This window comes from Lentzea californiensis, from assembly GCF_024648825.1.
GTDB lineage: Bacteria > Actinomycetota > Actinomycetes > Mycobacteriales > Pseudonocardiaceae > Lentzea > Lentzea californiensis.
The window spans coordinates 68,327-90,470 of the sequence record NZ_JANBBE010000020.1; the positions used below are offsets into that span (position 1 = coordinate 68,327).

The 22,144-nt window shown below is 73.1% G+C and carries 1 protein-coding gene; it reads right to left on the reverse strand.

Going from position 1 to position 22,144, the window contains the following annotated elements:
- Nucleotides 1-7: 7 nt before the first annotated feature.
- Nucleotides 8-22,123 (reverse strand): type I polyketide synthase, encoded by a 22,116-nt coding sequence (locus tag LX88_RS41390; RefSeq protein WP_258953212.1) that lies wholly within the window; start codon nt 22,121-22,123, stop codon nt 8-10.
- Between the last annotated feature and the right edge of the window lie 21 nt (nt 22,124-22,144).

Consider the following 22,144-nt stretch of genomic DNA (forward strand, 5'->3'; position numbering starts at 1 on the left):
AAACGGGTCAGAGTTCGTTGTCGAGCAGGGAGAACATGTCGTCCAAGGTGGCCGCCTCGAGGTCCGCGCGGTCGTCCGAGCCGGCCCGGGTCTTGTCCCGCCACAGCGCGACGAGCTGGCGCAGCCTCGTTTCCACGCGGGCCCCGTCGGTGGCCGCCGGGTCGAGCGCCGACAGCGCCGCCTCCAGGTGGGTGATCTCGTTGTCCACACCGGAGACTTCGGCGGTGGCCGCAGGTACCACTTCGGCCTGGAGGAACTCCGACATGGCGTCCGGAGTCGGGTAGTCGAAGATCAGCGTCGCGGGCAGGCGCAGGCCGGTCACCTCGCCGAGCTGGTTGCGCAGCTCGACCGCGGTCAGCGAGTCGAAGCCCAGGTCGGTGAACGCCCTGTCCGGCTCGATCGTGTCCGGCCCCGCATGACCGAGCACCGCTGCCGCCTGGCGGCGGACCACGGCGAGCAACGCCTGCCGGGCATCGGCCTGGGACAGCCCGGCCAGACGCCGCTTCAGCTCGTCAGCCTGTCCCGCGGTGTCGGCCGAAGCCGACCGGCGGGCGCGCTGCGGCGGCACCAGCACCCGCAGCAGTGGCGGCAGCGAGGCGGTCTCGGCGAGCGTCCTGAGCCTGGCCACGTCGAGCTTCATCGGCACCGTCGCCGGTGCCACCACGGACGTGGCCAGGTCGAACAGCGCCAAGCCCTCGGTCGCGGTGAGCGCACCGAAACCCTCTCGTGCCATCCGGCCGGCGTCCGTCGCCGAACCCATGCCGTCGGCCCAGAGACCGTAGGCCAGGGACGAGGCGGGCAGGCCCAGTGAGCGCCGGTGTTCGGCGAGCGCGTCCAGGAAGGTGTTCGCCGCGGCGTAGTTCGCCTGACCCGGCGTGCCCAGGACGCCCGCGGCCGAGGAGAACAGGACGAACATCGTCAGATCTCGTCCCAGGGTCAGCTCGTGCAGGTTCCAGGCCGCGTTCACCTTGGGGCGCAGGACCTTGTCCAGCCGGTCCGGCGTCAACGAGGTGAACAGGCCGTCGTCGAGCACGCCGGCCGCGTGGACGACACCGGTCAGCACCGGGATGCTGTCCAGCAGGAGTTCCAGTTCGGACCGGTCGGCCGCGTCGCACGCGGCGACGCGGACCTCGGCGCCCAGCCCGGTCAGTTCGCGGACCAGTTCCGCCGCACCCGGCGCGTCCACACCGCGCCGGCCTGCGAGAACGAGGTCCCGCACGCCGAGCGCGGTGACCAGGTGCCGGGCCAGAACAGCGCCGAGGCCACCGGTACCGCCGGTCACGAGGACCGTTCCGTTCGTGTCGAGCACTCGCGGCACGGTCAGCACGACCTTGCCGGAGCGCTCGGCGCGACCGAGGAAGCGAGCCGCCTCGGGAGCCTCGCGGATGTCCCAGGAGCGGACCGGCAAGGGGTTGAGCAAGCCCGACTCGAACATCGTGATCAGCTCCTCCCACATCGCCGCGATCCGTTCGGTGCCAGCGTCTTCGACGTCGCACACCCGGTAAGTCACACCTGGATACTGCCCTGCGAAATCGCTCTCCGGGCGAAGATCGGGCTTCCCCATTTCCACCCATCGCCCACCGCGCGGCAACAGCCGTGCCGACGGGTCGGCGGCCTCACCGGGGAGCGCGTTGAGGACCACGTCGACGCCGCGGCCGTTGCTGGAGGCAAGGAACCGCTCCTCGAAGCCGGGGGTCAGCGCGGAGGCGATGCGGCTGTCGGGCAGGCCCGCCGAGCGCAGGACGTCGTGCTGTCCTTCACCGGCCGTGCCGTAGACCTCCGCGCCGAGGTGGCGGGCGATCTGGGTGGCGGCCATGCCGACGTCGCCGGCCGCGGCGTTGATCAGCACCGCCTCCCCCGCGGACAGACCGGCCAGGTCGTTCAGCGCGTACCAGGCGGTGAGGAACGCCCTGGGCACGGAGGCCGCCTGCTCGAACGTCCACCAGTGGGGAACCTTGGTGACGAGCGCGCGATCGGTGCGGACCAGCGGGCCGAAACCGTTGCGCACCAAGCCCATCACCGCATCGCCGGCGCGGAGGTCAGTAATGCCCTGCCCCACCTCCACGACGATGCCCGCGGCTTCGAGGCCGAGCATCCCGGCGTCACCGGAGCTGACGCCCGCGGCACGGACGCCGATCCGGACCTCGTGCGCGGCCAGTGGTGCGGCGGCTTCCGGGAAGGGCTGGAACGTGAACTCCTCCAGGCCGTCCCCGCTCGGTGAGCCCAACCGCCAGGCACGCTCGCCCGGCGGCGGGACCAGTTCCGGCGCGCTGCTCGCACGAAGCAGGCGGCAGGCGTGCACGACGCCGTCGCGCACGGCCAGCTGCGTCTCGTCGCCGAGGTTCGCGACCGCCAGTTCCACGTCCTGCTCGGAGGCGTCCAGCAGCACCAAGCGGCCGGGGTTCTCCGACTGGGCACTGCGGATGAGGCCCCAGGTGGAGGCCGTGACCGGGCTGACCTCGTCGCCGTCGCGCACCCGCACCGCGTGGTGGGTGAGCACGACGAGCTTGCCGCCCGCGTCGCGCTCGTCCGCCAGCCACGCCTGGACGGTGGCGAGCGTGCTCGCCAGCACGTCGTGCACGGCGTGGGGAACCGCCTCCGCGGGCGGTTGCACCCTGAGCACCGTCACCGGTGGCTCGGTCTGCCCGGCCTCGTCGTGGTAGGCCCAGGCGACCGGGGCACCGCCACCCGCGACCGGGACCCAGTCCGCCCGGAACAGCCAGTCCGAAGTGGACGGCTGACCGAGCTGTTCCTTCGACACTTCGCGCAGCAGCAGGGATCCGACGGTGAGCACCGGTGCGCCCGCGGTGTCGGTGAGTTCCAGCCGGACCGAGTCGGCGCCGGTGGGGGTGACCGTCACGCGTACCGCGGTCGCGTTCGTGGCGTGCAGCGAGACGTCGCGCCACAGGAACGGCAGACGCGCGGTCGCCTCCCCGTCGAAGCCGAGCAGCCCGATGGGGTGCAGGGCCGCGTCGAGCAACGCCGGGTGGATGCCGAAGCGGGGCACGTCACCGTGCGCCGCGTCCGGCAGCACCACGTCGGCGAAGATCTCCGCGTCCCGCAGCCAGGCCGAGGTGAGGCCCTGGAACACCGGGCCGTAGCTCAGGCCCGTGACCTCCAGGTCGGAGTAGAGGCCTTCGAGGTCGAGGACTTCGGCATCCGCGGGCGGCCATTCGCCCGCCACTGGGGGCCGGCTCTCGTCCGGCGTGAGCACACCCGTCGCGTGCTGCGTCCACGGTTCCTCCACGGCGGCGTCCGCTCGCCTCGAGTACACCGCGACCTCGCGCCCGCCGTCCTCCGCCGTTGCTCCGACGACGACCTGGACGGCCAGCCCGCCCTGGTCGGGCAGCACCATCGGCGCCGCCAGGGTCAGCTCCGCCACCCTCGGACAGCCGAGCTCGTCGCCCGCCCGGACGGCCATCTCGACCAGAGCCGCGCCGGGCACCAGAACCGCACCGAGCACGGTGTGGTCCACGAGCCACGGCTGGGCGGCGCGGGACAGCCTGCCGAAGCAGATCAGCCCGTCTCCGTCCGGCGTCGACACGGTCGCACCGAGCAACGGGTGCTCGGTCGTCGTCAGTCCGAGCCCGGCGGCGTCGCCGGTCACCGGACCGCTCTCGAGCCAATAGCGCTCACGCTGGAAGGCGTAGGTCGGGAGCTCGGTGCGCCGGGCACCGGTGCCGGCGAAGAACGCCTCCCAGTCCACGGTCACCCCCGCCGCCACCAACCTGCCGAAGGCGGCTTCCGCGGACTGCCGCTCGGCGCGGTCCTTGCGCAGCAAAGGAATGAACACCGCCGCGTCGCTCGCGCAGTCGTGGCCCATCGCGGACAGGACACCGTCCGGACCCAGCTCGACGAACCTGGTGACGCCCGCGGCTTCCAGCTCGCGGACGCCGTCGGCGAAGCGAACGGTGTCGCGCACGTGCCGGACCCAGTACCGCGGGTCGGTCAGCTCGGTCGCCGGCCGGCCGGTCACGTTCGACATGACCGGGATCGCGGGCTCCCGGTAGTCCAGTGAGCGTGCGACCTCCTCGAACTCGGCGAGCATCGGGTCCATCAGCACCGAGTGGAAGGCGTGCGAGACCGGAAGTCGCTTGGTCCGGCGGCCTTGAGCGCGGAAGCTCTCGGCCACGGCCAGCGTCGGGGCCTCCACACCGGACAGCACCACGGCGGACGGACCGTTGACGGCGGCCAGACCGACCTCGGCGGTGAGGTGCTCGCGCACCTCGTCCTCGGTGGCCTCCACGGCCACCATGGCGCCGTCGGCGGGCAGTGCCTGCATCAGCCGTCCGCGCGCCTCGACGAGCGTGGCCGCGTCCCGCAGGGACAACACCCCGGCGACGTGTGCCGCGCTCAGCTCGCCGATGGAGTGGCCGGCCAGGAAGTCCGGTCGCACACCCCACGACTCGACCAGCCGGTACAACGCGACTTCCAGTGCGAACAACGCGGGCTGGGCGTTGTCGGTCTGATTGAGCGCGTCGGCGTCGTCGATCTCCCGGAGACCCGGCAGCAACGCCGCGATCTCGTCATAGGCCTCGGCGAAGACGGGGAACGCCGCGTACAGCTCACGTCCCATGCCCAGCCGCTGCGAGCCCTGTCCCGTGAACAGGACGGCGAGCTTGCCGCCCATGGCACGACCGGTCGTCACGTTCGCCGCGGGTTGCCCGTCCGCGAAGGCGGCGAGCCCGGCACGCAGGTCCGCGGGGCCACCCGTCACGACGGCTCGCCGTTCGTGCACGGTGCGGCTCGTGACCAAGGAGTACGCGACGTCCACCGGTTCCGCGAGCTCGGCGTTGAGCAGACGCTCCGCCTGCGCCCGCAGGGCGTTCTCCGTCCGTCCGGAAAGGACGTACGGGAGCAGCGCCGGTGCCTTGACCTCTCGCGCGGCCACCGGGGTGTCCGGTCCCTGCTCGAGGATGACGTGGGCGTTGGTGCCGCTGATGCCGAAAGCCGACACGGCCGCACGACGGGGGCGGTCCCGCCACGCCCACGGGCGGGCCTCGGTCGCCAGCTCGACCGCACCCTCGGTCCAGTCCACGTGCGGGGACGGCGAGTCGATGTGCAGGCTGGCGGGGATGACCCCGTGCCGCATCGCCTCGACCATCTTGATGATCCCGGCGACACCGGCCGCGGCCTGGGTGTGGCCGATGTTCGACTTGACCGAGCCGAGCACCAGCGGCACGTCCCGGTCCTGGCCGTAGGTGGCCAGCACCGCCTGCGCCTCGATTGGGTCGCCCAGCGCGGTGCCGGTTCCGTGCGCCTCGAGCGCGTCGACATCCACAGTGGACAGTCCGGCGCTCGCCAGGGCCTGTCGGATCACGCGCACCTGGGACGGGCCGTTCGGAGCGGTCAGGCCGTTCGAAGCACCGTCCTGGTTCACCGCCGAACCCCTGACCACGGCCAGGACGCGGTGACCGTTGCGCTGGGCGTCGGACAACCGCTCCAGGAGCAGGAAGCCGGCGCCCTCCGACCAGCCGGTGCCGTCCGCCGCCGCGGCGAAGGGCTTGCACCGGCCGTCGGCGGCCAGACCGCGCTGCCGGGAGAACTCGATGAACGGGTTCGGCGTGGCCATCACGGTCGCACCGCCCGCCAGCGCCAGGTCGCAGTCGCCCGACCGCAGCGCCTGTGCCGCGAGGTGCAGTGCGACCAGCGACGACGAGCACGCGGTGTCCACCGACACCGCGGGACCTTCGAGCCCGAAGGTGTAGGCGACCCGGCCGGACAGGACGCTGTTCGCGCTGCCGGTGCCGAGCAGGCCCTCGAACCCGTCGGGAGCGCTCGTCAGGCGGGACGCGTAGTCGTTGTACATCACGCCGGCGAACACACCGGTGGGGCTGCCCTTGAGCACCGCCGGGTCGATCCCCGCGCGCTCGAAGGCCTCCTGCGCGGTCTCCAGCAGCAGGCGCTGCTGCGGGTCGACGGTCATCGCCTCGCGGGGCGAGATGCCGAAGAACTCGGCGTCGAAGTCCGCCGCGTCGTGCAGGAACCCGCCCTCGCGGGCGTAGCTCTTCCCGGTGCGGTCGGGGTCCGGGTCGTACAGGTCTTCGAGGTCCCAGCCGCGGTCGGCCGGGAACGGCGTGATCGCGTCGGTGCCCTCGGCGACCAACCGCCACAGGTCTTCCGGCGAGCGGACGCCACCGGGGTAGCGGCAGCTCATCGCGATGATCGCGACAGGCTCGTCCGAGGCGGCGGAGCGCGCCGCCGGGACCACCGCGGTGGCCGTCGCACCCAGCAGCTCGGTGCGGACGTGCTCGGCCAGCGCCAGGGGCGTCGGGTAGTCGAAGATCAGCGTCGCCGGCAGCCGCAGGCCGGTCGCCTCACCGAGCCGGTTGCGCAGCTCGACCGCCGTGAGCGAGTCGAAGCCCAGCTCGGTGAACGCACGGCCCACCTCCACCGCGGCCGTCGCGCTGTGGCCCAGGACCTCGGCGACGCGCGCCCGGACCAGGTCCGTCACGTGCGTGCGCTGGTCGGCGTCGGAGAGCCTCGACAGCGTCTCCAGCAGTGCGGACACCGCCTGGGCGTTCACGGCGCTGCGCAGGCGTGGAACCCGCACCAGGCCACGCAGCACCGCCGGGATCGGCGAGGTGCGGGCGTGGACCTGCAACGTCGCGAGGTCCAGCTTCACCGGCACCGGCACCGCCGTCCGCGCGGCGAGCGCGGCGTCGAACAGCGCCAGACCCTCCTGCACGGACAGTGCGCCGAAGCCGTCACGGCTCAACCGGTCCACGTCGGACCCGTCGCCCATGCCGTCCGCCCACAGCCCGTAGGCGAGGGACCGGGCGGGCAGCCCTTCGGCGACTCGCAGCTCGGCCAGTGCGTCGAGGACCGCGTTCGCCGCGGCGTAGTTCGCCTGCCCGGGACCACCGAGGACGCCGGAGACCGAGGACAGCAGGACGAACTGGCTCAGCGGACGGTCGCGGGTCAGCTCGTGCAGCGTCACGGCCGCTTCGGCCTTCGGGCGCAGCACGGTGTCCATCCGCTCGGGCGTCAGTGCCGTGACCACGCCGTCGTCGAGCACACCGGCGGCGTGCACGATCCCGGTCAGGTCAGGGATCGAGTCCAGCAACGCCGCCAGGGCGTCCCTGTCCGCGACGTCGCACGCCTCGACCTGCGCGCCCAGCTCGGCGGCGAGTTCGGCCGCGCCGGGCGCTTCCAGGCCGCGGCGGCTGGTCAGGACCAGCTTGGTGACGCCGTGCGCCTTCACGAGGTGCCGGGCGATCGCGGCGCCGATCCCACCCGTGCCACCGGTGACGAGGACGGTGCCCTCGCCCCACGCGGCCGGGTCGGCGGTGCGCGCCCGGACGAGCCGGGGGGCCAGCGTCACGCCGTCGTGGACGCGGACCTGCGGCTCGCCGGTCGCCAGTGCCGCGGTGACGTCGTCGCCCTGGACGTTGACGAACCGGCCGGGGTTCTCCGACTCCGCGCTGCGGACCAGACCGCGCACCGCCGCACCGGACAGCGACTGGTCGGTCACGACGACCAGACGCGCGTCGGCGAACCGTTCCTCGGCGAGGAACCCCTGGATCGCCGCCAGGGTGCTGTGCAGGACGTCCCGGGGTTCACCCGCCGCGACGTCCAGGACCAGCGCCGCGGGAACGTCGTCGCCGACCTCCTGCAGCGGCAGGTGCTCGACCGGCGTCCCCTGTGCGAGCACGGGAACCCAGGACAGCTCGTACAGCGGCTCGTCGGTCGAGCGCACCTGCTCGGCGGAGGCGGCGCGGACGACCAGCGAGCCGATCGTCGCGACCGGAGCGCCGGTGCTGTCGGCGACGAGGACCGAGACCCTGTCGGTGCCGGTCGAGGTGACCCGCACGCGCAACGTGGTCGCACCGGTCGCGTGCAGGGTCACCGAGCCGAACGAGAACGGAAGACGGGTCCCCTCCCCCTCGGTGAACCCGATGGTGTGCAACGCCGCGTCGAGCAGCGCCGGGTGCAGGCCGAACCGGCCCGCCTGGTCGTGCTCCTCCTCGGGCAGCGCGACCTCGGCCCAGACGTCGTCGCCGGCGCGCCAGGCGGCCCGCAGGCCGCGGAACACCGGTCCGTAGACCAGTCCTGCCGCCTCGAAGTCCTCGTACACCCCGTCGAGCTCCACGGCCTCGCCCGCAGGGGGCCAGGCCGCCAGGTCGAACGCCGGGGCGGCCGTGGCAGGCGACAACGTGCCCGCCGCGTGCTCGGTCCATGACCCGTGCGCACCGCGGGAGTGCACCGACACCGGTCGCCGACCGGCACCGTCCGCCGCGCCGACGAGCACCTGGACGTCCAGCGAACCGGACGCCGGCAGCAGCAGCGGTGCCTGGACCGTCAGCTCCTCGACCGTGCCGCAGCCGGCTTCGTCGCCGGCGCGCACGACCAGTTCCAGCAGCCCGGTTCCCGGCATGAGCACGGTGCCCAGCGCGGCGTGGTCCGCGAGCCACGGGTGGGTGGCCAGGGACAGCCGGCCCGTGAGCACCCATCCGTCGCCGTCGGCGAAGGGCACGGCGGCACCGAGCAGCGGGTGCTCGGTGGGCACGAGACCGACGGCGGAGACGTCCGCGCCCGCACCGGCGGAGGCGAGCCAGAACCGCTGGTGCTGGAAGGCCGAGGTCGGGAGGTCCACGATCCGCGCGTCGCTGCCCGCGAACACCGCGGACCAGTCGACCTGCTCACCCCTGGTGTACGCGGCGGCCAGCCCGGTCAGCGCGGACGTGGCCTCGTCGCGGTCCTTGCGCAGGAACGAGGTGAAGAGACCGTCGGCGCTGTCGGCGCCCATCGCCGACAGCACGCCGTCCGGACCGGCCTCGAGGAACCGGGTGACGCCCTTGTCGTGCAGCCAGGAGACGGTGTCGGCGAAGCGCACGGTCGCCCGGACGTGCTCGACCCAGTGAGCGGGGTCGGTCAGCCGGTCGGTGACGAGCTGCCCGGTGACCGTGGAGACGACCGGGATCGACGGTGCCGCGTAGGTCAGCGACTCCGCCACCGCGCGGAACTCGTCCAGCATCGGCTCCATGAGCACCGAGTGGAACGCGTGCGAGACCGCCAGCCGCTTGGTGCGGCGGCCGAGCTTCTCGAACTTCTTGGCGACCTTGAGGGTCTGCGACGCGGCGCCGGACAGCACCACGGCGTTCGGGCCGTTGACCGCGGCCAGGGAGACTTTGGGAGACAGGTGTTCCCGGACCTCGTCCTCGGTCGCCTGGACGGCGACCATCGCGCCGCCGGCGGGCAACGCCTGCATCAGACGGCCCCGCGCGGACACCAGCTTCGCCGCGTCCTCCAGCGACAGGACCCCGGCCACGTGCGCCGCCGCGATCTCACCGATCGAGTGCCCCGCAACGAAGTCCGGCGTCACACCCCACGACCGGACCAAGCGGAACAGCGCCACTTCCAGCGCGAAGATCGCAGGCTGGGCGTTGCCCGTCAGGTCGAGCACGTCCGCGTCGGCGATGTCCCTGATACCGGGCAGGAAGGCGCACACCTCGTCGTAGGCCTGAGCGAAGACGGGGAAAGCCTTGTACAACCCGGAACCCATGCCCAGCCGTTGCGAACCCTGGCCGGTGAACAGCACCGCCGTCCGTCCGGAAAGGACTTTGCCGGTCGTGACCGACGCTGCGGTCTCGCCGGCAGACAGCGCCGTCAGACCGGCACGCAGTTCCTGCGCGGTGGAGCCGACCACGACGGCCCTGTGGTCGTGCGAGGTGCGCGTGGTGGCCAGCGAGAGGCCGAGGTCGGCGTGCTGACCGCCGGCCGCGAGCAGCCGGACGGCCTGCTCGCGCAGTGCCTCCTCGCTGCGCCCGGAGAGCACCCAGGGCACGGCGGGGAGCTCCGCGTCCTCGCGCGGCGGCACGGGCACGTCCGGAGCCTGTTCGAGGATCACGTGCGCGTTGGTGCCGCTGATGCCGAAGGACGACACGGCGGCACGGCGCGGCCGGTCGACCTCGGGCCAGGCGCGCTGTTCGGTGAGCAGGCTGACGTCACCGGACGCCCAGTCGACGTGCGGGGTCGGTTCCTGCAGGTGCAGCGTCGCGGGGAGCACGCCGTGCCGCAGCGCCTGCACCATCTTGATGACACCGGCGACACCGGCCGAGGCCTGGGTGTGGCCGATGTTCGACTTGATCGAACCGAGGTAGAGCGGTTCCTCGTCACGCTCCTGGCCGTAGGTGGCGAGCAGCGCCTGGGCCTCGATCGGGTCGCCCAGCGGGGTGCCGGTCCCGTGCGCCTCGACGACGTCCACAGTGGACGAGACGATGCCCGCGCTGGCCAGCGCCTGGCGGATCACCCGCTGCTGCGACGGACCGTTCGGAGCGGTCAGGCCGTTCGACGCACCGTCCTGGTTCACCGCCGAACCCCTGACCACGGCCAGGACGCGGTGACCGTTGCGCTGGGCGTCGGACAACCGCTCCAGCGCCAGCACACCGACGCCCTCGGACCAGCCGGTGCCGTCGGCGTCGGCCGAGAAGGACTTGCACCGGCCGTCGACGGCGAGGCCGCGCTGCCGGGAGAAGCCGATGAAGGTGTCCGGCGAGGCCATGACGGTGACACCGCCCGCCAGTGCCATCGAGCACTCACCGGTGCGCAGCGCCTGCATCGCCCAGTGCATGGCGACCAGCGAGGACGAGCAGGCCGTGTCGACCGTGACGGCGGGGCCCTCCAGGCCCAGGGTGTAGGCCACGCGCCCGGACAGCACGCTGCCGGACGTGCCGGTGCCGATGAAACCCTCGACACCGTCGGGCAGCACGCCGAGGCGCGCGCCGTAGTCGTGGTACATCAACCCGGCGAACACGCCGGTCTGCGAGCCCTTGAGACCCGTCGGATCGACCCGTGCGTGCTCCAGCGCCTCCCACGAGACCTCCAGCAGCAACCGCTGCTGCGGGTCCATCGCCAGTGCCTCGCGCGGCGAGATCCCGAAGAACTCCGGGTCGAAGTCGCCGGCGTCGTGCAGGAACCCGCCCTCACGCGTGTACGTCTTGCCCTGCGCGTCGGGGTCGGGATGGTAGATGCCGTCGACGTCCCACCCGCGGTCCTCCGGGAAGCGGGTGACGCCGTCGCGGCCGTGGGTGACCAGGTCCCACAGGTCCTCCGGCGACCCGACGCCACCGGGGTAGCGGCAGGCCATGCCCACGATGGCGATCGGGTCGTCGGCCAGTGCCACGGGGGCGAACACCGGCGTCTCCGGATCGGCCAGCTCGTCGAGGAACTCGGCCTGGACGAACTCGGCCAGCACCAGGGGCGTGGGGTAGTCGAAGATGAGGGTGGCGGGCAACCGCAGACCCGTGGCCGCGTCGAGGCGGTTGCGGAGCTCGACCGCGGTGAGCGAGTCGAAGCCCAGGTCGCCGAACGCGCGGTCGGTCTCGACCGCGTCCGGGCTGGTGTGGCCCAGCACCAGCGCGACCTCGGTGCGGATCAGTTCGAGCAGCTGCCGCAGCCGTTCGGCAGGGGGAAGCGCGCCCAGCCGCTGGCGCAGACCGGCACCTTCCTCCGTGCGCGCGGTGCGGCGCGGACGCACCCTGACGAGGCTTCGCAGGACGTGCGGGACCACACCGGTGGCCTTCGCGGCGTCCCTGACCGCGGCGACGTCCAGCGCCGTCGCGACCGGGTTCGCGTCGTCGCCCAGCGCGAGCAGGTCGAACAGCGCCAAGCCGTCCTCGGCAGACAAGGCCGCGAAACCGGCGGGGCCGGCGGCCTGGCCGTGGCCCATGCCCTCGTCCCACAGGCCGTAGGCGATCGAGGTCGCCGGCAGTCCCAGCGCGCGGCGGTGAATGGCCAGCCCGTCGAGGAAGCCGTTCGCCGCGGCGTAGTTGGCCTGCCCCGGCGCGCCGAGCGTGCCCGCGATCGAGGAGAACGTGACGAACAGGTCGAGATCGGTGGTCAGTTCGTGCAGGTGCCAGGCGGCCTCGGCCTTCGGCCGCAGCACGGCTTCGACGCGCTCTCGGGTCATCGCGTCGAGCACGCCGTCGTCGAGCACACCGGCCGCGTGCACGATTCCGCGCAGCGGCTGGTCCGCGGGAACGAGAGCGAGCGCGGCCTCGAGCTGGGCGCGGTCGGAGACGTCGCACGCGGCGACCGTCACCTCGGCGCCGAGCGCGGTCAGCTCCTGCACCAGCCGGGGTGCGCCGGGGCTGTCGCCGCCGGAACGGCTGACGAGCACCAAGTGGCGCACGCCGTGGTTCTCGACGAGGCGGCGGGCGACCAGTGCGCCCAGACCGCCCGTACCGCCGGTGACCAGAACGGTCCCGTCCAGAGACCAGTCGTCGCGGCTGGTCGTCTTGGCCCGGACCAGCCGGGGGACCCTCAGCTCGCCGTCGGTGAGCAGGACCTCCGGCTCACCCGTGCCGACCGCCGCGGCGACGTCACCGTCGCCGTGCACCAGCACGAACCGGTCGGGGTGCTCGGCCTGAGCGCTGCGCACGAGCCCGCTCACCGCGGCATGCGCGGGAACGCCCGGGACCGTGCGCACGACCAGCTTGGCCTCGCGGTCCTCGGCCAGCCACGACTGCAGCAGCCCCAGGACCTCCACGGTCAGGACGTCGGCCGCACCCTCGGGAACAGCGTGGACGAACGCGTCCGCGGCGGCCTCCTGGCCGTACGGCAGGACATCGGCCGGAGCGCCAGGAGTGACCAGCGCCCAGTCCACGGTGAACAGGGCGTCGCGCTTTGCCGAGTTGACCGGGCGCAGCTGCTCCTCGCTGATCTCCCTCAGCGCGAGCCGGTCGACCGAGAGCACGGGCGCGCCGGTCACGTCGGCGACCCGCAGCGACAGCGCGCCCGATCCCGCCGGAGCGAGCCGCACCCGCAACGCGGTCGCACCGGCCGCGTGCAGCGTCAGGCCGGCCAGCGAGAACGGCAGCCTCGCCTGGCCGCCGGAGAGCCCGACGGCGTGCAACGCGGCGTCCAGCAGGGCCGGGTGCAGGCCGAACCGGCTGACGTCGGTGTCCGCGGGCAGCTCGACCTCGGCGAACGTCTCCTCGCCCCGGCGCCACGCGGCGCGCAGGCCGCGGAACAGCCCGCCGTAGTCCAGTCCGGCCTCGGCGAGGTTCGGGTAGAAGCCGTCGAGGTCGACCGGTGCGGCGTTCTCCGGCGGCCACACGGTCTGCGGCTCTCCCGGCTCGTCGCCGCCGCGGACCAGCGTTCCGAAGGCGTGCAGGGTCCATTCGTCGTCGACGTTCTCGGGTCGCGAGTGGACGGTCACCGATCGACGACCGTCTGCTTCGGACTCCGAGAGGGAGACCCGGAGCTGCAGGGCCGCGGTGCCGAGCACCAGTGGCGCCTGGAGGACGAGCTCCTCGACCGTGTCGCAGCCGACCTCGTCGCCCGCCCGGACGGCCAGTTCGGCGAACGCGGTGCCGGGCAGCAGGACCGTGCCCATCACCCGGTGCCCGGCCAGCCACGGCTGTGCGTCCAGCGAGAGCCGGCCCGTCAGCACGAGTCCCCCGCTGTCCGGGAGCGTGACGGTGGCGCCGAGCAGCGGGTGGTCCAGCGCGCCGAGACCCAGGCTCGGGGCGTCACCCACCCCTGGCGCGGAGTGCAGCCAGAACCGCTGCTGCCGGAAGGGGTAGGTCGGCAGGGCGACGGCCTTCGCGCCGCTGCCGGCGAAGTACTCCTGCCAGCCGACGTCGACGCCGTGGCTGTACAACGTGCCCAGCGCGGTCACCAGCGAGGTCGTCTCGTCGCGGTCCCTGCGCAGGGACGGGACGAACACGGCCTCCGCGGTGTCCTGTCCGAGCCCGGACAGGGCGGCGTCGGGACCGATCTCCAGGAACCGGGTGACGTCCAGGCCGGTCAGCGTCGTCAGGCCGTCGGCGAACCGCACCGGCTTGCGCACGTGCTCGACCCAGTACTCCGGCGACGTCACCTCACCCGGCCCGACCAGGGCACCGGTCACGGTGGACACCATCGGAACGGTCGGTTCGCGGTACTCGATCGACTCCGCCACCGCGCGGAACTCGTCCAGCATCGGCTCCATGAGCGCCGAGTGGAACGCGTGCGACACCGCCAGCCGCTTGGTGCGGCGGCCGAGTTCCTCGAACTTCTCGGCGACCTCCAGAACCGGCGACGCCGCACCGGACAACACCACGGCGTTCGGACCGTTGACCGCGGCCAGGGAAACCTCGTCGGACAGGTGTCCCCGCACCTCGTCCTCGGTCGCCTGGACGGCGACCATCGCACCGCCGGCGGGCAACGCCTGCATCAGACGACCCCGCGCGGACACCAGCTTCGCCGCGTCCTGCAACGACAGCACCCCGGCGACGTGCGCCGCCGCGATCTCACCGATCGAGTGCCCTGCCAGGAAGTCCGGCGTCACACCCCACGACCGGACGAGGCGGAACAGCGCCACTTCCAGCGCGAAGATCGCGGGCTGGGCGTTGCTGGTCTGACCGAGCACGTCCGCGTCAGTGATGCCCTTGATGCCGGGCAGGAATTCGCACACCTCGTCGTAAGCCCGAGCGAAGACCGGGAACGCCTCGTACAGCCCGGCGCCCATGCCCAGCCGCTGAGAACCCTGGCCGGTGAACAGGAACGCGAGCCTGCCGGGAGCGGCCAGACCGGTGACCACGCCTGCGGCCTGGCCGGTGGCGGCGAACGCCGACAGCCCGGCGAGCACGCTCTCGTGGTCGGCGCCGACCACGACGGCGCGCCGTTCGTGCGACTGGCGGGTCGTGACGAGCGAGTAGCCGATGTCCAGCAGGGACTGCGAGTCCGTACCGGCGGCGAGCCTGCTCGCCTGGTCGCGCAGGGCCTCCTCGGAGCGGGCCGACAGCACCAGCGGCACGACCGCGGGCGGGTTCGTCTGCGTCTCCGTGGCGGTGAGCGCGGGGACGTGCTCGAGCACGACGTGCGCGTTGGTCCCGCTGAAGCCGAACGACGAGACGCTCGCCCGGCGCGGCGCACCGGTCTCCGGCCAGCCGACCTGCTCGGTGAGCAGCCGGATCGCGCCCCGGTCCCAGTCGACCTGGCCGGACGGCTCGTCGATGTGCAGGGTGCGCGGCAGCACGCCCCTGTTCATCGCCTCCACCATCTTGATGACACCGGCGATGCCCGCCGCTGCCTGCGTGTGGCCGATGTTCGACTTCACCGACCCCAGCCACAACGGCTCGCGCCGGTCCTGGCCGTAGGTCGCGAGCAGTGCCTGCGCCTCGATCGGGTCGCCGAGCCGGGTGCCCGTGCCGTGCGCCTCCACCGCGTCCACGTCCGAAGTGGACAGACCGGCGTTGGCCAGTGCCTGCCGGATCACCCGTTGCTGCGACGGACCGTTCGGTGCGGTCAGACCGCTGGACGCGCCGTCCTGGTTGACCGCGGACCCCTTGAGCAGGGCCAGCACCGGGTGGCCGTTGCGGCGCGCGTCCGACAGGCGTTCCAGCAACACCATGCCGACGCCCTCGCCCCAGCTGACGCCGTCGGCGCCGTCGGCGAAGGCCTTGCAGCGGCCGTCGAGCGCCATGGCCTGCTGCTTGCTGAAGTCGATGAACGGACCGGGGGTGGACATCACGGTCACACCACCGGCGAGTGCCAGTTCGCACTCGCCCGACCGCAGCGAGTGGGCCGCCATGTGCAACGCCACCAACGACGACGAGCAGGCGGTGTCGACGGACACGGCCGGACCCTCGAAACCGAAGGTGTAGGCGATCCGCCCGGACATCATCGAGCCCGAGGTCCCGGTGCCGAGGAACCCCTCGACGTCGTCGGGGATCGTCCGCAGCTGCGAGGCGTAGTCGTGGTAGATGGCGCCCGCGAACACACCGGTCGCGCTGCCGCGCAGGTCCGCCGGCTTGAGGCCGGCACGCTCGAACGCCTCCCAGGAGACCTCCAGCAGCACCCGCTGCTGCGGGTCCATCGCCAGCGCCTCGCGCGGCGAGATGCGGAAGAACTCCGGGTCGAAGTCACCGGCGTCCTCCAGGAAGCCACCGACCCTCGTGTTGGAGACGCCCTGCTTGCCCGGCGTGGTGTCGAACAGTGACGCCAGGTCCCAGCCGCGGTCGTCCGGGAAGGGGGAGATCCCCTCGCGGCCCTCGGCCACCAGCGACCAGAGGTCCTCCGGCGACCGCACCCCGCCGGGGAACCGGCAGCTCATGGCGACGATCGCGATGGGGTCGTCGGAGGCTGCGACCTGCGCCCGCACGGCAGGCGTGCCCGCCACCCCCAGCTCGCCCAGCAGCTCGGCGCGCAGGAAACCCGCCAGCGCGACGGGGGTCGGGTGGTCGAAGGTCACCGTCGACGGCAGCCGCAGGCCGGTCGCCGAGCTCAGGCGGTTGCGCAGTTCGACGGAGGTCAGCGAGTCGAAGCCCAGGTCCAGGAACCCGCGGCCGGGCTCGATGCCGCCCGGCGTCACGTGGCCCAGCACCATCCCGACCTCGGTGCGGACCAGGTCCAGCAGCTCGTGGTCCTGCTCGGCCTCGGTGAGCGAGGCGAGGCGGCGCGCGAGCGAGGAGCCCCGCCCAGCACCGGACTGCGCGACGCGCCTGCCCGGCGTGCGCACGAGACCGCCGAGCACGGCCGGCAGCGAGGTGCTCCGCGCGGAGGCGCGGAGCGCGGGCAGGTCCAGCTTGATCGGGACGGCGACGGGCGCGTCGGCCGCGATCGCGGCGTCGAACAGCGCCAGCCCCTCCGGCACGGTGAGCGCGGGAGTACCGCCGTTGCGCAACCGGGCGAGGTCGGCGTCGCCGAGCGTCTCCCCCATGCCGGCCGCCCACAGACCCCACGCCATCGACTGGCCCGCCAGGCCGAGGGCCCGCCGGTGCTCGGCGAGCGCGTCGAGGTAGGCGTTCGCGGCGGCGTAGCTGCCCTGCCCCGGCGCGCCGAGCACGCCGGCGGCCGAGGAGAAGGTGACGAACAGGGCCAGGTCGTGGTGCGCGGTCAGCTCGTGCAGGTACCGGGCGGCGTCGGCCTTCGGGCCCAGCACGCCCGCCACCCGCTGCGGAGTGAGCGAGTCGATCGTGCCGTCGTCGAGCACGCCCGCCGCGTGCACCACGCCGGTCAGCTCGACGCCGTCGAGCAGTGCGGCCAGCGCGGCGCGGTCCGCCACGTCGCAGGCCACGGCCGACACCTCCGCGCCCAGCGCGGTGAGTTCCTCGACCAGCGCAGCCGCTCCGGGGGCGGCGAGCCCGCGGCGGCTGGTGAGCAGGAGCTTGCGCACACCGTGGCCGGTGACGAGGTGCTTGGCCACCACGGCGCCCAGGCCTCCGGTGCCACCGGTCACCAGCACGGTCTTGTCCGGCTCCGCCGCGCGCGGCATCGACAGCGCGACCTTGCCGATGTGCTTGGCCTGGCTCAGGAAGCGGAACGCCGCCCGTGCCTGGCGCACGTCCCACACCTTCACCGGGAGGGGTTCGAGCACCCCCTGGTCGAACAGCTCGACCAGGGCGGTCCACATCTGCGCCGTGCGCTCGGGCCCGGCCTCGCTCAGGTCGAACGCCTGGTAGCGCACGTCCTGGCGAAGGGTGGCCACGTCGCGGACGTCGGCCTTGCCCATCTCCAGGAAGCGGCCGCCCGGCGCCACCGTGCGCAGCGACGCGTCCACGAAGTCGCCCGCCAGCGCGTTGAGCACGACGTCGACCCGGCCGAACCGCTGCTCGAAGTCGAGCGTGCGGGACGAGGCGATGCGCTCGTCGGCGATGCCCGCCTCCCGCAGCACGTGCTGCTTGCTCTCGCTCGCCGTGCCGTGGACGACGGCACCGAGGTGGTTCGCGAGCTGCGTCGCGGCCATGCCCACACCGCCGGCGGCGGAGTGGATCAGGATCGACTCCCCCGCCTTCAGCTCGCCCAGGTCGCACAACGCGTAGTAGGCGGTGAGGAACACCAGCGGCACGGTCGCGGCCTGCTCGAACGTCCACCCCGCGGGCTTGCGGGTGATCATCTGACGTTCCACGACCGCCGATGGGCCACCGCCACCGGCGACCAGGCCCATCACCTCGTCACCGGGTGCGAGGTCGGTCACGGACGCGCCCACCTCGGTCACGACACCGGCGAACTCGCTGACGAGCAGGCCGGCCTCGCCGCGGTACATGCCCAGGACGTTCAGCACGTCCCGGAAGTTCAGGCCCGCCGCGCGCACGGCTACGCGGACCCCGGTCGGCTCGAGCGGCTGCGCCGCAGCCGGCTCCAGCACCAGGTGGTCGACGGTGCCCTTGCCCGACATGCCGAGCCGCCAGTCGCCCATGGGCGGGACCAGGCGGCCGGTGGTCTCCGTGGCTACCAGGCGCGGCACCAGGAGCTCACCGTCGCGCACGGCCAGTTGCGGCTCGTCGCACGCGAGCACGGCGTCGGTGATCTCGGCGGCGTCCACCAGCGCGAAGCGGTCGGGGTGCTCGGACTGCGCGGAGCGCACCAAGCCCCAGACGGCAGCGATGGCCGGGTCGACGACGGCGTCGTCCGCTCCGGTCGAGACGGCGCCGACGGTCTGGACGAGGAGCTTCGCGGTCTCGAACCGCTCATCGGCCAGCCACTGCTGGAGCACGCCGAGCGTGGCGGTGACCGTTTTGTGCACGTCCTCGCCGCCGGCGCGGTACACCACGACCGGGGGGACTTCTTCGCCCAGCTCGTCCCACCACACCCAGCCGGGTGCGTCAGCGACCGTGGAGGTGACCGGGTTCCAAGCGAGCTCGTAAAGCCCGTTCCGGTCGGCGGACGTGCGGATCTGTTCGGCCGACACCGGCCGCACGGCCAGCGAACCGACCGTGGCGATCGGCGCACCCTCACCGTCGGCGACCCTCAGGGTGATCGCGTCGGTGCCCGCCGGGGACAACTTCACCCGCAGGTCGGCAGCACCGGAGGCGTGCAGGGTCACGTCCTCCCAGGAGAACGGCAGTCGTGCTTGGCCGTCGCCCAGTGCCAGGGAGTGCAGGGCGGCGTCGAGCAGCGCCGGGTGCAGGCCGAACCGGCCCGCCTGGTCCCGCGCCCGGTCGGGCAGCGCGACCTCGGCGAAGGTGTCGTCGCCCCGCCGCCACACCGCTCGCAGACCTTGGAACGTCTCGCCGTAGTCCAGGCCCAGTGCGGCGAGTTCCTGGTAGTGGCCGTCGAGTCCGACCGCCTCGGCGCCGGGCGGTGGCCACTCGGCGAGGTCCCAGGACGTGCCGTGGCTCGCTGCGGCCAGTGAACCGGAAGCGTGCAGCGTCCACGTGCCGTCGACCGCGGCGCTGCTGGGGCGCGAGTGCAGGGTCAGCGGGCGGCGGCCTGCCTCGTCCGGCGCGCCGACCCACAGCTGGACGTGCACGCCGGCGTTCTCGGGCAGCACCAGCGGTGCCTGGAGGGTGAGCTCCTCGATGCCGGTGAGGCCTGTCTCGTCGGCCGCGCGCACGGCCAGTTCGACCAGCGCCGTGCCGGGCACGACCACCGCTCCCATCACGACGTGGTCGGCCAGCCACGGGTGGGTCCTGGTGGACAGGATGCCGGTGAACAGGAACCCGTCGGCGTCGGCGACCGAGACGGCGGCGCCGAGCAGCGGGTGGTCCAGCGAGCTGAGGCCGAGCCCGGACGCGTCGCCCGCGGGCGCGGTGACGGGCAGCCAGTAGCGGTCGCGCTGGAACGGGTAGGTGGGCAGGCCGACCACACGGGCACCGGAGAAGTACGCGGCCCAGTCGACCCGGCCGCCGTGGACGTGCAGGTCGGCGAGAGCGGACAGGATCGTCGCGACCTCGTCGCGGTCCCGGCGCAGCGCGGCGACGAACCGGCCGTCCGCGCAGTCCTGCCCGGCGGCGGAGAGCACGCCGTCCGGACCCAGCTCCAGGTACCGCGTGACACCGGCCGCCGCCAGGGTCCTGACGCCGTCGGCGAACCGGACGGCCTCGCGGACGTGCCGGACCCAGTAGCCGGGGTCGCAGATCTCCTCGGTGCGGGCCAGCTGACCGGTGACGTTGGAGACCAGGGCGATCTTCGGGGTCTGGTATGTCACCTCGCGCGCGACCTCGGCGAACTCCGCGAGCATGCCGTCCATCAGCGAGGAGTGGAACGCGTGCGAGACCGCGAGCGCCTTGGTCTTGCGGCCGGAGGCGGCGAACCGCGCGGTCATCCCGGCGACGGCGTCCGCGTCTCCCGAGATCACGACAGCCTCGGGACCGTTGACCGCGGCGATGTCGACACCGTCGCGCAGCGCGGCCCTGACCTCCTCCTCGTCGGCCTGGATCGCGGCCATGCCCCCGCCGCGGGGCAGCGCCTGCATGAGCCTGCCGCGGGCCTGCACGAGCTTCGCCGCGTCCTGCAGCGACCAGACGCCGGCGACGTGTGCCGCGGCCAGCTCACCGACCGAGTGGCCGATCAGGAAGTCCGGTCGCACACCCCACGACTCGACCAGCCGGTACAACGCGACCTCGAGCGCGAACAACGCGGGCTGGGCGTTGCCCGTCTGGTTGAGCACATCGGCGTCGTCGATCTCCCGGACACCGGGCAACAACGCCGCGATCTCGTCATACGCCTGAGCGAAAACGGGGAACGCCGCGTACAACTCACGGCCCATGCCCAGCCGCTGGGAACCCTGTCCAGTGAACATGACGGCGAGCTGGCCGCCCACGGCCTCGCCGGTGGTGACGCCGGGCGCGCCGGCACCCTGGGCGACGGCGCGCAGACCCGCGCGCAGCGAGTCCAGGTCGGTACCGGTGACGACCGCGCGGCGCTGAGCGGTCGCCCGCGTCGCGGCCAGCGAGTAGCCGATGTCGGCCGGGTCCTCGTCGACCGGCAGCAGCGCCTCGGCCTGTGCCCGCAGAGCGGCGTCGGTCCTGCCGGACAGCACCCAGGGGATCAGCGCGGGCGCGGGCCCGCGGTCGGGCAGCTCCACCGGCTCCGGTGCCTGCTCCAGGATGACGTGGGCGTTGGTGCCGCTGATGCCGAACGACGACACACCCGCGCGGCGGACGCGATCATCCGGCCAGGTGCGGTTCTCGGTGAGCAGCGAGATCGCGCCGGACGACCAGTCGACCTGCGGGGTGGGGGCGTCGACGTGCAGGCTCGCGGGCAGCACACCGTTGCGCAGCGCGAGGATCATCTTGATCACGCTCGCGACGCCGGCGGCGGCCTGCGTGTGACCGATGTTGGACTTGACCGAGCCGAGGTGCAGCGGACGGCCCGGCTCCCGGCTGCGGCCGTAGGTGGCCTGCAGCGCCTGCACCTCGATGGGGTCGCCGAGGGTGGTGCCGGTGCCGTGCGCCTCGACGGCGTCGACGTCCTTCGCGGACAGGTGTGCGTCGGTGAGCGCGGCGCGGATGACGCGCTGCTGCGACGGGCCGTTGGGCGCGGTGAGGCCGTTGGACGCGCCATCGGAGTTGACCGCCGTGCCGCGGATGACCGCGAGGACCCGGTGGCCGTTGCGCTGGGCGTCGGACAGCCGCTCGAGCACGACCACACCCGCGCCCTCGCCCCACCCGGTGCCGTCGGAAGCGGCGGCGAACGCCTTGACCAGGCCGTCCCGGGACAGTCCTCGCTGGCGGGAGAACTCGACGAAGGCGCCGGGGTCCGACATCACCGTGGCGCCGCCGGACAGCGCCAGGTCGGACTCGCCCGCGCGCAGCGACCGGACCGCGAGGTGCAGCGTCACCAGCGATGCCGAACACGCCGTGTCGACGGTGACCGACGGGCCTTCCAGCCCCAGCACGTAGGAGATCCGGCCGGACAGGACGCTGCCCGCGGTGCCGGTGCCCAGGTAGCCCTCGACTCCTTCGACACCCCTGGGGATGTCGCGCGCGTAGTCCACGCCGTTCGTGCCCATGAACACGCCGGCGCGGCTGCCCTTGAGCGAGGTCGGGTCGACGCCCGCCCGCTCCAGTGCCTCCCACGAGGTCTCCAGCAGCAGGCGCTGCTGCGGGTCCATCGACACCGCTTCGCGCGGGGAGACACCGAAGAACTCCGGGTCGAACTCGTCGGCGTCGTGCACGAAGCCGCCGAGCCGCACGTAGCTCGTGCCCAGGTGGTCGGGGTCGGGGTCGAACAGGCCGTCGACGTCCCAGCCCCGGTTGACCGGGAACTCGGTGATCCCGTGCCGGCCGGTGACCAGCAGGTCCCAGAACTGCTCGGGTGTGCGCACGCCGCCGGGGAAGCGGCAGCCGATTCCCACGACCGCGATCGGCTCGGCTTCCCGGTCCTCGACCTCGGCCAGGCGGTTCCGGGTGCGCTGCAGCTCACCGGTGACCCGGGTCAGGTAGTCGCGCAGCTTGGCGTTCTCATCCATTGTTGCCCCACTCATTGGTCA

Bases quoted from the DNA above. Each gene is read 5' to 3' on its own strand.
- LX88_RS41390 (WP_258953212.1), bottom strand. From the start codon at position 22,123: ATGGATGAGAACGCCAAGCTGCGCGACTACCTGACCCGGGTCACCGGT.